The organism is Pseudomonas syringae pv. coryli str. NCPPB 4273, assembly GCF_000972175.1.
GTDB classification, from domain to species: domain Bacteria; phylum Pseudomonadota; class Gammaproteobacteria; order Pseudomonadales; family Pseudomonadaceae; genus Aquipseudomonas; species Aquipseudomonas syringae.
Genome location: NZ_AWQP01000005.1, coordinates 32,895 through 45,329 on the forward strand (window position 1 = coordinate 32,895; position 12,435 = coordinate 45,329).

General features: G+C 58.8%; 11 protein-coding genes and 1 pseudogene. 11 read left to right on the plus strand and 1 reads right to left on the minus strand.

Features of this window, described 5'->3' with window-relative positions; genetic code table 11:
• Position 1 precedes the first annotated feature (1 nt).
• The 4 genes from ileS to ispH are packed head-to-tail and all read left to right on the plus strand — an operon-like array spanning position 2 to position 4,807.
• Positions 2-2,833: an isoleucine--tRNA ligase gene (gene ileS, locus P406_RS04240; RefSeq protein WP_046235436.1), complete on the plus strand. Its 2,832-nt coding sequence runs from the start codon at positions 2-4 to the stop codon at positions 2,831-2,833.
• Positions 2,826-3,332 (plus strand): signal peptidase II, encoded by a 507-nt coding sequence (gene lspA / locus P406_RS04245; protein ID WP_003403535.1) that lies wholly within the window; start codon positions 2,826-2,828, stop codon positions 3,330-3,332. The genes ileS and lspA overlap by 8 nt, the downstream gene beginning before the upstream one ends.
• Positions 3,325-3,801: an FKBP-type peptidyl-prolyl cis-trans isomerase gene (locus tag P406_RS04250; RefSeq protein WP_003318786.1), complete on the plus strand. Its 477-nt coding sequence runs from the start codon at positions 3,325-3,327 to the stop codon at positions 3,799-3,801. Before lspA ends, P406_RS04250 begins: the two co-directional genes overlap by 8 nt.
• 58 nt (positions 3,802-3,859) lie before the next feature.
• Complete coding sequence (ispH, locus tag P406_RS04255; RefSeq protein WP_046235437.1) at positions 3,860-4,807, plus strand: 4-hydroxy-3-methylbut-2-enyl diphosphate reductase; 948 nt, start codon at positions 3,860-3,862, stop codon at positions 4,805-4,807.
• A 6-nt stretch (positions 4,808-4,813) separates the two neighbouring features.
• Here ispH and P406_RS04260 read toward each other — a convergent pair.
• Positions 4,814-5,314 (minus strand): annotated as a pseudogene (locus P406_RS04260) (GspH/FimT family pseudopilin).
• Positions 5,315-5,445: 131 nt separating this feature from the next.
• Here P406_RS04260 and P406_RS04265 point away from each other — a divergent pair.
• The 7 genes from P406_RS04265 to thiO are packed head-to-tail and all read left to right on the plus strand — an operon-like array spanning position 5,446 to position 12,379.
• Positions 5,446-5,919: a GspH/FimT family pseudopilin gene (locus P406_RS04265; protein ID WP_002551984.1), complete on the plus strand. Its 474-nt coding sequence runs from the start codon at positions 5,446-5,448 to the stop codon at positions 5,917-5,919.
• Positions 5,919-6,434 carry a type IV pilus modification protein PilV gene (gene pilV / locus P406_RS04270; RefSeq protein WP_003408438.1) on the plus strand — a complete coding sequence of 172 codons (516 nt, stop codon included), beginning with the start codon at positions 5,919-5,921 and terminating at the stop codon, positions 6,432-6,434. Before P406_RS04265 ends, pilV begins: the two co-directional genes overlap by 1 nt.
• Positions 6,431-7,138, plus strand: a complete 708-nt coding sequence (locus tag P406_RS04275; RefSeq protein WP_046235438.1) for a PilW family protein — start codon at positions 6,431-6,433, stop codon at positions 7,136-7,138. The genes pilV and P406_RS04275 overlap by 4 nt, the downstream gene beginning before the upstream one ends.
• A gap of 11 nt (positions 7,139-7,149) precedes the next feature.
• Positions 7,150-7,647: a pilus assembly PilX family protein gene (locus P406_RS04280; protein WP_024641657.1), complete on the plus strand. Its 498-nt coding sequence runs from the start codon at positions 7,150-7,152 to the stop codon at positions 7,645-7,647.
• Positions 7,634-10,831: a pilus assembly protein gene (locus P406_RS04285; protein ID WP_046235439.1), complete on the plus strand. Its 3,198-nt coding sequence runs from the start codon at positions 7,634-7,636 to the stop codon at positions 10,829-10,831. The genes P406_RS04280 and P406_RS04285 overlap by 14 nt, the downstream gene beginning before the upstream one ends.
• 11 nt (positions 10,832-10,842) lie before the next feature.
• Entirely contained in the window at positions 10,843-11,250 is a 408-nt protein-coding gene (locus P406_RS04290) for a type IV pilin protein (RefSeq protein ID WP_046235440.1), read from the plus strand.
• A 25-nt stretch (positions 11,251-11,275) separates the two neighbouring features.
• Complete coding sequence (gene thiO / locus P406_RS04295) at positions 11,276-12,379, plus strand: glycine oxidase ThiO (RefSeq protein WP_046235441.1); 1,104 nt, start codon at positions 11,276-11,278, stop codon at positions 12,377-12,379.
• Positions 12,380-12,435 lie beyond the last annotated feature (56 nt).

The following is a 12,435-nucleotide window of genomic DNA, read 5'->3' on the forward strand; positions in this document are numbered from 1 at the left end:
AATGACTGACTATAAAGCCACGCTAAACCTTCCGGACACCGCCTTCCCTATGAAGGCCGGCCTGCCCCAGCGCGAGCCGCAAACTCTGCAGCGCTGGGACAGCATTGGCCTGTACCAGAAGCTGCGCGAGATTGGCAAGGATCGTCCCAAGTTCGTCCTGCACGACGGTCCTCCGTACGCCAACGGCAATATTCACATCGGTCATGCGGTCAACAAGATTCTCAAGGACATGATCCTGCGTTCCAAGACCCTGGCGGGCTTCGATGCCCCGTATGTGCCGGGTTGGGACTGCCATGGTCTGCCGATCGAGCACAAGGTCGAAGTGACCCACGGCAAGAACCTCTCCGCCGACCGTACGCGTGAGCTGTGCCGCGCCTATGCGTCCGAGCAGATCGAAGGCCAGAAGTCCGAATTCATCCGTCTGGGCGTGCTCGGCGACTGGAGCAACCCGTACCTGACCATGAACTTCGCCAACGAAGCCGGAGAAATCCGCGCGCTGGCCGAGATGGTCAAGGGCGGTTTCGTCTTCAAGGGCCTCAAGCCGGTCAACTGGTGTTTCGATTGCGGCTCGGCACTGGCTGAAGCCGAAGTCGAGTATCAGGACAAGAAGTCCTCGACCATCGACGTGGCGTTCCCGATCGCCGACGAAGCGAAACTGGCAGCCGCTTTCGGCGTGCCGTCGCTGGGCAAGCCTGCGTCCATCGTGATCTGGACCACCACACCGTGGACGATCCCGGCCAACCAGGCGCTGAATGTCCATCCGGAATTCGAATACGCACTGGTCGACGTTGGCGACAAACTGCTGGTGCTGGCTGCCGAACTGGTCGAGAGCTGTCTGGCCCGTTACAAGCTGGAAGGTACCGTCATCGCGACCACCACCGGTCAGGCGCTTGAGCTGATCAACTTCCGCCATCCGTTCTACGACCGCCTGTCGCCAGTCTATCTGGCTGACTACGTCGAGCTGGGTGCGGGCACGGGCATCGTTCACTGCTCGCCTGCCTATGGCGTAGACGACTTCACTATCTGCAAACAGTATGGCCTGAGCAACGACGACATCATCAGCCCGGTGCAGAGCAACGGTGTGTATGTCGAGTCGCTGGAGTTCTTCGGTGGCCAGTTCATCTTCAAGGCCAACCAGAACATCATCGACAAGCTGGTCGAAGTCGGCAGCCTGATGGACACCGAAACCATCAGCCACAGCTACATGCATTGCTGGCGCCATAAGTCGCCCTTGATCTACCGCGCTACCGCGCAGTGGTTCGTGGGCATGGACAAGCAGCCTGAGAGCGGCGAGACCCTGCGCAAGCGTGCGGTCAAGGCCATCGAAGACACCGAGTTCGTTCCGGCGTGGGGGCAGGCGCGCCTGCACTCGATGATCGCCAACCGTCCTGACTGGTGCATTTCGCGTCAGCGCAACTGGGGTGTGCCGATTCCGTTCTTCCTGCACAAGGAAAGCGGCGACCTGCACCCACGTACCGTCGAACTGATGGAAGAAGTGGCGCAGCGTGTCGAGAAAGAGGGCATCGAGGCGTGGTTCAAGCTCGACGCCAGCGAGTTGCTCGGTGACGAAGCCGGCAAGTACGACAAGATCTCCGACACCCTGGACGTCTGGTTCGACTCGGGCACCACGCACTGGCATGTGCTGCGCGGTTCGCACCCGATGGGCCATGAAAGCGGTCCGCGTGCCGACCTGTACCTGGAAGGCTCGGACCAGCATCGCGGCTGGTTCCACTCCTCACTGCTGACCGGCTGCATGCTGGACGATCACGCACCGTATCGCGAGCTCCTGACCCACGGGTTCGTGGTCGACGAGAACGGCCGCAAGATGTCCAAATCGCTGAACAACGTGGTAGCGCCGCAGAAGGTCAACGACTCGCTGGGTGCCGACATCATGCGCCTGTGGGTATCGGCGACCGATTATTCCGGCGAGATGGCGGTTTCCGACCAGATCCTGCAGCGTAGCGCCGACGCCTATCGTCGTATCCGCAACACTGCACGCTTCCTGCTCTCCAATCTGACCGGCTTCAACCCGGCGACCGACATCCTGCCTGCCGAGGAAATGCTCGCGCTGGACCGTTGGGCCGTGGATCGCACCCTGCTGCTGCAACGCGAGCTGCAAGAGCATTACGGCGAATACCGCTTCTGGAACGTGTACTCGAAGATCCACAACTTCTGCGTGCAGGAGCTGGGTGGCTTCTACCTCGACATCATCAAGGATCGTCAGTACACCACGGCGGCCAACAGCACTGCGCGTCGTTCGTGCCAGACGGCACTGTTCCACATCTCCGAAGCGCTGGTGCGCTGGATCGCGCCGATCCTGGCGTTCACCGCCGACGAGCTGTGGCAGTTCCTGCCTGGCGAGCGCAACGAATCGGTGATGCTCAACACCTGGTACGAAGGCCTGACCGAAATGCCTGCCGACTTCGACATGGACCGCGCCTACTGGGAGCGGATCATGGCGGTGAAGACCTCGGTCAACAAGGAAATGGAAAACCTGCGCGCTGCCAAGGCCATTGGCGGCAACCTGCAGGCCGAAGTGACCCTGTACGCCGAGGAGTCGCTGGTGGCTGACCTGTCGAAGCTGAGCAACGAGCTGCGCTTCGTGCTGATCACCTCGACAGCCAGTGTGGCGCCGCTCGCATCTGCGCCAGCCGATGCCGTGGTCACCGAAGTTGCCGGTCTGAAGCTGAAAGTGCTCAAGTCCAGTCATGCCAAGTGCGCCCGTTGCTGGCATCACCGCGAGGATGTAGGGGGGAATCCCGAGCATCCGGAAATCTGCGGCCGTTGCGTAGACAACATCAGCGGTGCAGGCGAGGTCCGTCACTATGCCTAACGCCTCGTTTGGCCGTCTGGCCTGGCTGTGGTTGAGCGTGCTGGTTCTGGTCATTGACCAGGCCAGCAAGTATTACTTCGAGAACGCGTTGAGCCTGTATCAGCAGATCATCGTGATTCCCGACCTGTTCAGCTGGACCCTGGCCTACAACACCGGGGCCGCCTTCAGTTTTCTGGCTGACGGTGCCGGCTGGCAGCGCTGGTTGTTCGCCCTGATCGCAGTGGTGGTCAGCGCTGTGCTGGTCGTCTGGCTCAAGCGTCTGGGGCGTGATGACACGTGGCTGGCCGTTGCACTGGCGCTGGTATTGGGCGGCGCATTGGGCAACCTCTACGACCGTATCGTGCTGGGCCACGTGATCGACTTCATTCTGGTTCACTGGCAGAACCGCTGGTACTTCCCGGCCTTCAACGTCGCCGACAGCGCGATCAGCGTCGGCGCAATCATGCTGGCGCTGGACATGTTCAAGAGCAAGAAAACCGGAGAGACCGTCAATGACTGAGCAATCTTCGACTCAAGGCTCGTCTGACGAGCTGCGCATCGGTCAGAATACGCAGGTCACTCTGCACTTCGCCCTGCGTCTGGAAAACGGCGATACCGTCGACAGCACCTTCGAAAAGGCTCCGGCCACGTTCAAGGTCGGTGACGGCAACCTGCTGCCTGGCTTCGAAATGGCGATTTTCGGTTTCAAGGCGGGCGATAAAAAGACCGTTGAGATTCTGCCGGAAAACGCCTTTGGTCAGCCCAACCCACAAAACGTGCAGATCATGCCACGCTCGCAGTTCGTGGGCATGGAACTGTCCGAAGGGTTGCTGGTGATCTTCAATGACGCCGCCAATACCGAGTTGCCAGGCGTGGTGAAAGCGTTCGATGACGAGCAGGTCACCATCGACTTCAATCACCCGCTGGCAGGCAAGACTCTGAGCTTTGAAGTGGAAATCTTCGAAGTGAAGGCGATTCTGGCTTCCTGACCTTCGCCGTCAAGCCCGGCCCAGGCCGGGCTACCCCGTACCAATCATGAGGCACCGCATGCAAATCAAACTCGCCAACCCCCGCGGCTTTTGTGCCGGAGTGGACCGCGCGATCGAAATCGTCAATCGCGCTCTGGAAGTGTTTGGTCCGCCGATTTATGTGCGCCATGAAGTCGTTCACAACAAATTTGTCGTCGAAGACCTGCGCTCTCGCGGTGCGATCTTCGTCGAAGAGCTGGATCAGGTGCCGGATGACGTCATCGTTATCTTCAGCGCCCACGGTGTCTCCCAGGCTGTGCGTGCCGAGGCGGCAGGCCGTGGTCTGAAAGTGTTCGATGCTACCTGTCCGCTGGTGACCAAGGTGCATATCGAGGTCGCCCGTTACAGCCGTGATGGCCGCGAGTGCATCCTGATCGGCCACGCCGGTCACCCGGAAGTCGAAGGCACCATGGGCCAGTACGACGCCGCCAACGGCGGTGCGATCTATCTGGTCGAGGACGAAGAGGATGTTGCCAGCCTGCAGGTGCGCAACCCTGAAGCCCTGGCCTTCGTCACCCAGACCACCTTGTCCATGGATGACACCAGCCGGGTGATCGATGCCTTGCGCACGCGCTTTCCGGCCATTGGCGGGCCGCGCAAGGATGACATCTGCTACGCCACGCAAAACCGTCAGGACGCGGTCAAGCAACTGGCCGACGAATGCGATGTGGTGTTGGTGGTGGGCAGCCCGAACAGCTCCAACTCCAATCGCCTGCGCGAGCTGGCCGAGCGCATGGCGACTCCGGCGTACCTCATCGACGGCGCCGAAGACATGCAACGGGGCTGGTTCGACGGTGTAGAGCGTATCGGCATCACTGCGGGCGCTTCGGCCCCCGAAGTGCTGGTGCGCGGCGTGATCCAGCAATTGCAGGCCTGGGGCGCGACCGGTGCGGATGAGCTTGCCGGCCGCGAGGAGAACATCACCTTCTCCATGCCCAAGGAACTGCGCGTCAAGTCGCTGCTCTGAGGCTATTCAGCCACACAGCGCTGCATCGATTTTCGTGTCCTCGACCCTCACGCGCCCGGCCGGTGCGACTATCACTCGATAGTTGCTCACCGGCTAGTCTGCGGCACATACGTGCAACGTCCTGGCGGTTCTGCGCCGCAACGTCCCCAAACCATTGAAACTGATCTCCTCCACACGCTTGCGGTTATCGACCACTCGCGCTGTGCCGCTATTGGCGCGTTCTATCAGCACTGGATCGTTTTCGTCGGGACCTTTGCCATCTGCGTCGAGTATGATCCGCCAGCCGTTGCTCCAGTCGTTCTCGATGGCATGAAGCGTAACGATCTGGTTGCGTGTGACTGCGGCCGCTCTCGCCGAGCGAATGCCGCTGGCCAGCTCCCGGGCGGTCGCAAGGCCTCGGCTGGAATCGATGAATTCCTTGAAAGAGGGGGTTGCGACGTTGGCCAAAATGGCCACCAGTGCAACGACGATCAATAATTCGACCAGTGTGAATCCTGCATGCTTCATATGCTTTCCTCCCTGGAAACCGCCGTTTCAATACACTGCGGGCGTTCGTCGTGGCAAAACAACCGTACGTCCCGCTATGGATTTTCCAGCGGCGTTGCTGCCTTATAGTCGTAACGTCTAGGAGACACTCAATGCGTCATATAGCCAAGGGATTCAGCCTCATCGAATTGTTAGTCACTGTGTCCCTGGTGGGCATCCTGGCGGCTATCGCTATCCCGAATTTCACCAGCTCCATCCAGAGCAACAAGGCCGATACCGAACTCAGCGATTTGCAGCGGGCGCTCAACTATGCGCGACTCGAGGCGATAAACAGGGGAGTGGCGGTGCGTATAGCGCCGACCAGCGGGACGGCGTGGACCAACGAATTGCAGGTGTATCTGGTTTCCGATACTCAGACGACGCCCACTGCGCTGCGAAAAATAGCGGCCATGAGCAGCGGCGCCACGCTGGTGGCCGATAACAATGCCACGGCAATTGATTTCAACAACCTGGGCGCGCTCATCGCCCCGGCTGCGGCGGTGACCATGACCTACACCCGAGGCACCATTAGCAAAACCATAAAGGTCTGTCTGACCGGCCGGATCACCCTGGGTGGAGGCTGCTGATGGCCGGTGAAACCCGACATCGCCAGATCGGTATGACTCTGATCGAGGTACTGGTCTCGGTATTGATTCTGGCCATCGGCCTGCTGGGCGCGGCGGCCATTCAGCTCAACGCGCTCAAGTACACCGACAGCGCGACCATGAGCAGTCAGGCCAGCTTCATTGCTTACGACATGATGGATCGTATCCGCGCCAATGTTGATGGTAATGCCAGTGCCAATGGGTCGACCAACGTGCTGGCGACTTATGCGTTGGCGAATCTGGATGCGGCGCCAGCGGCCAATCCGAACGATGCCAGAGCGCAGGATCTGTCTGATTTCAGAAGCAACATCATCAACTTTGCAGGCTCGAGCGGTACCGGCAGCATTGATATCACCGGGGCTCCGGAGGTGACCATTAACATCGGCTGGAGCGACACAAGGGCTGCGGGATCGAGCAATCAGGCAACCGGAAACACGAACGGCAGCCCGACCAACCGGAATTTTACGCTGACCTCGCGGATCGGGGTCAACCCATGAGAAAGCTTTCCAGAGGCTTCGGCCTGGTCGAAATCATGGTGGCGCTGGTCCTGGGGCTGGTGGTCAGCCTGGGTATCGTGCAGATATTCACGGCTGCCAGAGGCACCTACCAGAGCCAGAATGCCGCAGCGCGGATGCAGGAGGATGCGCGTTTCCTGCTGAGCAAACTGATTCAGGAAATCAGGATGACCGGCATGTATGGCTGCCTGAGCTTCAAAAACTACACGCCTGTATCTCCTGCTATCCCGTGGCCGATCGCACTGGATACTCCAATTCTCTGGGATAATCCGAGCAGGACGCTGACGCTGGTGACTGCCGACGTAGGGACCACAGGCAGTACGCCCACCTGGACCATCGTTTCAGACTGTCAGTCCAAGACGCAGCTTTACGCCAGTACTCGTGCGCCGGCTACGGGGGAGACGGCCTTTCCGTTGCGGCAGTTGGTCTACACGCTCAGCGGAACAGACTTGACCATAAAATATGGCACGGACGGCACTCCGCAGCCGCTGTTGCAGAACGTCGCGGACTTCAGTGTTTCTTTCGGCATGACGGGTAACCCGATGTCCTATACCACGGCTGTTACCAAGGCCAACGCCGACGCTGTGCGCAGTGTGCGTATCAGCCTGACGCTGCAGGATGGGCAGAACGGCATCGTCAAGTCTCAACAGTACAATGTTGTCGCTTACTTGCGTAATCGCTTTTGAACGGGCCGGGCATGAACAGGATCGTGCGATTCAAATCGATACAGGCTTTCCCTGCACGGCAGGGCGGTATGGTGTTGCTGGTCAGTCTGGTGTTTCTGCTGCTGCTCACTCTGCTGGGTATCTCTTCCATGCAGAACGCCACGCTGCAGGAAAAGATGGCGGGCAGCGTCACCCTGCGCAATCAATCCTTCCAGAAGGCCGAAGCGGCATTAAGGCTGGGAGAGTCTTCGATCAAGATGACTGGCTTTACCATGGCCAAGTGTACAACTGCATCTTGTGCACCGCCTGCGGAATCCACTTCTTTGACGACGGCTGGGGTAGGAGCATCCGGGGTTAATTGGATCGCTGCGGCAGGCGGTTTCTACGGTATACAGAATCTGGGGACCACTGCGACACCTGTGAATCGGCCACCGATCTGTACCGGAACAGTAACGCTCTATCGCGTGACATCAGTCGCTATTCAAGGCACGTCGCGCACGGTGCTGGAGAGTATTTATGCCAATTGCTGAGAAACTCCGTCGCAGCCTGAAGTATCTCGGCGGTGCGCTTTTGGCTTTTTATGCCCTTACGCCCGTGTATGCGTTTACGCCAGCACAAGTACCTTTGCTCAGTGCGTCGGCCGTGCCGCCTAACCTGATGCTGCTGGTGGATAACTCCGGGAGTATGTACAACATCATCTGGGCAGCCGGCTTTGATCCGACGGTGACCAATCGTCCGTCGATTATCTATGCGCAGCCAGGGTCATGCGGTTTTCTTAACTGCAGAGGCGTTTCCATTCAGGGCGACGATACGCTTTCGCTGGACTCTGCCGGGCCCTACACGTGCAGAAGCGATTACACCTACGTTGCGCGTGACAACGTGGGTTACTGCCTGAAGTTGCCCGATCCGGCCGGCAACGAGAGCACCACACGCTACACTGCAGATTACCTCTCTTATCTGGTTGACCTGACGCGGGCCGCCAACACCACTACCAAAGACTTCACCGTCAACAACATCATTCCCAACGATTACCGTATCAACGTCGCGCGCAACGTTTCATTGAAGCTGGTTGAAAACAACAAATCCCTGAGAATCGGTCTGGCCGGGTTCAATCCTCCGACCAACGCTGACCCCGGGCGTGGAGGGAAGATTTCCAGACCTGTTGCAGACCTGTCCCCTGTTGCCAGTAACCCTTACAACAACGGCGGTGTCAGCCAGCGTGATGCAAACGACAATGTTACCGCCCTCAATACGGCCATCAATGCACTGCGAGGCGACTCCAATACGCCGTTGGCTGAAACGTACTATGAGATAACCCGCTACTTTCGGGGCATGACTCCGTTTTACGGCTATAACGGTGCACCGGAAACCTACACCAGCCCAATACAGTACCGCTGCCAGAAAAACTTTGGCGTGGTGATTACTGACGGCTTGCCGACGTACGATCGAACGTTCCCGAGCAACGATCCGGAGGATGTACTCAATACCTCCCGCTCGCTGCCCAATTGGGACTTGAATGCGGCCAATGACGGGGCCAATCTTAATGGTGATGGTGAGGGCGATACGCTTTATCTGGACGACCTCGCCAAGTTCGCCTATGACATCGACATGCGAAGAGCGAGCAGTACACCTGCCACTGACCTGACCAAGAAAAGTTGGGATACAGACGGCTTCTCTCAACAGAACATGACTACCTACACCATTGGTTTCACAGCCGCCAACCAGATGCTGATAGACGCTGCCGACAATAATCACGGGCACGGCAAGTATTTCCAGACCAATGACAGTGCCGGTTTGAACAACGCCTTGAACCTCGCATTGAGCGATATCTATGCCAAGGCCGGTTCGGGCGGCGGTGGCGTGGCAAACTCGTCCACCCTTCAGGCGGGCAGCCGCTTCTATCAGACGCTTTATGACCCGACGGACTGGCATGGCACGATCAAGGCTTACAATCTGGACGCTACGACAGGAGCGCTGAGCGCCCCTGTCTGGACCACTGATACCACGATCACCAGCAGCACCAAGGCGCCTGTTTTCGAGTCATGGAGCACAGCGGCGACACCGACGAAAATCACCCTGGATTTTCTGAATTTTACGCAGGCGCAACGCGATGCCTTTACCGCTACGCTGCCGACCGGAGTGACCGGCGCGGAGGTTATTGCCTGGGCCAAAGGCACGGCCAATGCCAAGCTTCGTACTCGTGCCACACTCTTGGGCGATATCGTCAATTCATCATTGGGGGCCGGGCTGCCGACAGAGAAGACGGCGTCTGATTTGCTCGGCGACACCACTTACACGACGTACCTTTCTGCCAAGTCCAGCAACATGAGTTCCAGTCTGCTGGCCAACGCCAACGATGGCTTCTTCAACGTGATCGACGCCAGCTCCGGTGCGCGTAAATACGCGTATATGCCGTCTACGTCTCTGAGTTCATTGGCGACCATTTCATCCTCTTCCTACGGTTCCGGCGTTCACCGTTTTACGGTGGATGGTCAGATTGCAGTCTTCGATACGCAGGCATCCGCAGGGAGTGTATGGCGCACGGTGGCGTATTCCGGGCTGGGCGCTGGCGGCAAGGCTTTTTTTGCGATCAAGCTTTTCGAAGGTTCGGCAGACAGCATCGGGGCATTGTGGGAGGTCAAGGCTCCCGACACTTCAGACACCAACAACAAGTTCAACAACCTTGGATACACCTACTCCAAGCCGGATGTAGCGCGTATGGCCGATGGCACCGGGATCGTTGTCGTTGGCAACGGTTACGGCAGTTTTACCGGGAGGGCGTCCCTGTATGTACTCAACGCCAATACCGGACAGTTCATTGCTGAAATTCCGACTCCGGTCACTGGCAGCGAAACGGATAACGGGTTGTCTTCGGTGAAACTTCGGGTCAATTCGCAGAATGTCGTTCAAGCAGCCTATGCGGGCGATCTCAAGGGCCGCCTGTGGAAGTTCGACATGAGCGGGGCCGCAGCATCCAGCTGGAAAGTCGCTTTCAATGGCTCACCCCTGTTCACTGCACCTCAAGGAGCCAGTCAGTCGATTACCGTTCAGCCCTTGTTGCTGGACCATCCACTCAACGGCAAGATCGTGTATTTCGGCACCGGGAAATTCAGCGAAACCGCGGACAAGCAGACCAGCTCGTTGCAGGATTTCTATGCCATCTGGGATGGCGACAACGGTTCAGGCAACATCGTTGAGGCCAATCTGCAGCCTCAGGCCATTAACGGGACGGTAGTCGGAAGTGGCAATACGTATTACACCACGACTTCCAATGATGTGGATTGGGGCACCAAGAAAGGCTGGTACCTGCCGTTGGCAACCACGGCCCCTTATGTCGGCGAGCGGATTATCTATCCGGCACAAACCTCTCGCGGTCGTATCATCTTCACCACGGCAGCCGTCAACTCTACCGACCCCTGCGAAAGCACCGGGACCGGGCGCTTGTTCGAGCTGAACGCCGCGACCGGCAGCATGCTTAATTACCAGGTACTGGACACCAACAATGACGGCGATATCAACTCTTCGGATTTGATCATTGGCGGTCTCGGTATCGGTACTGGTATCCCGGTAGTGGCTTCTATCGTTGCCGGTACCAATGGGGCCAACGATAACAAGTACGTGATTGACTCCAGCGGCGGCACGCCCACCAAGATTAATGAGAAGGGCGGCAGTGCGAACGTCTTCCAGCGCATCATGTGGCGACAAATCCAATAGGGAAACTAGACATGCGAGCGACATCCAGGGGCTTTACGTTGATCGAACTCATGATCGTCGTGGCGATTGTCGGTATTCTGGCGGCCATCGCGTATCCCAGCTACACCGAATATGTGAAGCGTACCCAGCGGTCGGCGATTGCCAGTCTGCTGTCCGAGCAGACCCAGGCGCTGGAGCGGTTTTACTCACGAGCGACCCCCCAGCCCACTTACATGGGGGCCAACGTGAGCTTAGGTAATACGTACTACAAGATAACGCCGACCCTCACTGCCACCGACTTCACCCTGACAGCTGACCCTCTCGCTGGCACGCTGATGGCTGGCGACAAGTGCGGCAGTTTCGTGATCACTAACACCGGAGCGCGTACCAACACGGGCGCAACCAGCGGCGTCACTGTCAAAGACTGCTGGGGCCGCTAAATCGTTTTCTTGTCACGAGACCAAGATGTCCAAGCAGAAAGTAGTCATCGTAGGCGGTGGCGTCATAGGTCTGTTGACCGCCTTCAATCTGGCGTCCGAGCAGGCCAGCGTCGTGCTGCTGGATCGTTCGGGCGCTGGCCAGGAATCTTCCTGGGCGGGCGGCGGGATTGTTTCGCCGCTTTACCCGTGGCGCTACAGCCCTGCGGTCACCGCGCTGGCGCATTGGTCGCAGGACTTCTACCCGTACCTCGCCGAGCGTTTGTTGGCTCAGACCGGTATCGACCCTGAAGTGCACAAGACCGGCCTGTACTGGCTCGATCTTGATGACGAGCAGTCTGCGCTTGAATGGGCTGCCCGCGAAAAGCGTTCGTTGAACCGCGTGGATATCTCGGCGGTAAATGATGCCGTGCCGGTGCTGGGTGAGGGCTATTCGCGGGCGATCTACATGGCCGATGTGGCCAACGTACGTAATCCCCGTCTGGTCAAATCGCTCAAGGCCGCCTTGCTGGCATTGCCCAATGTCGAGATTCGCGAGCACTGTGAAGTCAGCGGCTTTACCCGTGAAGGCAGCAGGATTTCGGGTGTGCAGACACCAGCAGGGGATATCACCGGTGATCGGGTGATTCTGGCGGCGGGTGCGTGGAGCGGCGAGTTGCTCAAGACCCTGGGTCTGGAGCTGCCGGTCGAGCCGGTAAAAGGCCAGATGATTCTCTACAAGTGTGCATCGGACTTTCTGTCGAGCATGGTGCTGGCGAAAGGGCGCTACGCGATCCCGCGTCGTGACGGGCATATCCTGATCGGCAGCACCCTGGAGCATGAAGGGTTCGACAAAACCACCACGCAGGCCGCATTGGAAAGTTTGAAGGCGTCGGCCGTCGAATTGATTCCGCCATTGGCCCATGCCGAGCCGGTCGCCCAGTGGGCAGGCCTGCGCCCTGGCTCGCCTGAGGGCATCCCGTTCATCGGACCGCTGGACGGTTTTGACGGCCTGTGGCTCAACTGCGGGCATTACCGCAACGGCCTGGTGCTGGCTCCGGCGTCCTGTCAGTTGATTACTGACCTGCTGCTGGACCGTGAGCCGATCATCGACCCGGCACCTTACGCGCCGACTGGTCGCCTCGCAGGCTAGTCATCCGGAGCGTGGGGCGCGACGATGTTCTCGCGCGCACCTATCGTTCCGCACGC

Bases quoted from the DNA above. Each gene is read 5' to 3' on its own strand.
- P406_RS04275 (WP_046235438.1), top strand. From the start codon at position 6,431: ATGAGAAAGCTTTCCAGAGGCTTCGGCCTGGTCGAAATCATGGTGGCG.
- thiO (WP_046235441.1), top strand. From the start codon at position 11,276: ATGTCCAAGCAGAAAGTAGTCATCGTAGGCGGTGGCGTCATAGGTCTG.
- P406_RS04285 (WP_046235439.1), top strand. From the start codon at position 7,634: ATGCCAATTGCTGAGAAACTCCGTCGCAGCCTGAAGTATCTCGGCGGT.
- P406_RS04250 (WP_003318786.1), top strand. From the start codon at position 3,325: ATGACTGAGCAATCTTCGACTCAAGGCTCGTCTGACGAGCTGCGCATC.
- lspA (WP_003403535.1), top strand. From the start codon at position 2,826: ATGCCTAACGCCTCGTTTGGCCGTCTGGCCTGGCTGTGGTTGAGCGTG.
- P406_RS04265 (WP_002551984.1), top strand. From the start codon at position 5,446: ATGCGTCATATAGCCAAGGGATTCAGCCTCATCGAATTGTTAGTCACT.
- ileS (WP_046235436.1), top strand. From the start codon at position 2: ATGACTGACTATAAAGCCACGCTAAACCTTCCGGACACCGCCTTCCCT.
- ispH (WP_046235437.1), top strand. From the start codon at position 3,860: ATGCAAATCAAACTCGCCAACCCCCGCGGCTTTTGTGCCGGAGTGGAC.
- P406_RS04280 (WP_024641657.1), top strand. From the start codon at position 7,150: ATGAACAGGATCGTGCGATTCAAATCGATACAGGCTTTCCCTGCACGG.
- pilV (WP_003408438.1), top strand. From the start codon at position 5,919: ATGGCCGGTGAAACCCGACATCGCCAGATCGGTATGACTCTGATCGAG.
- P406_RS04290 (WP_046235440.1), top strand. From the start codon at position 10,843: ATGCGAGCGACATCCAGGGGCTTTACGTTGATCGAACTCATGATCGTC.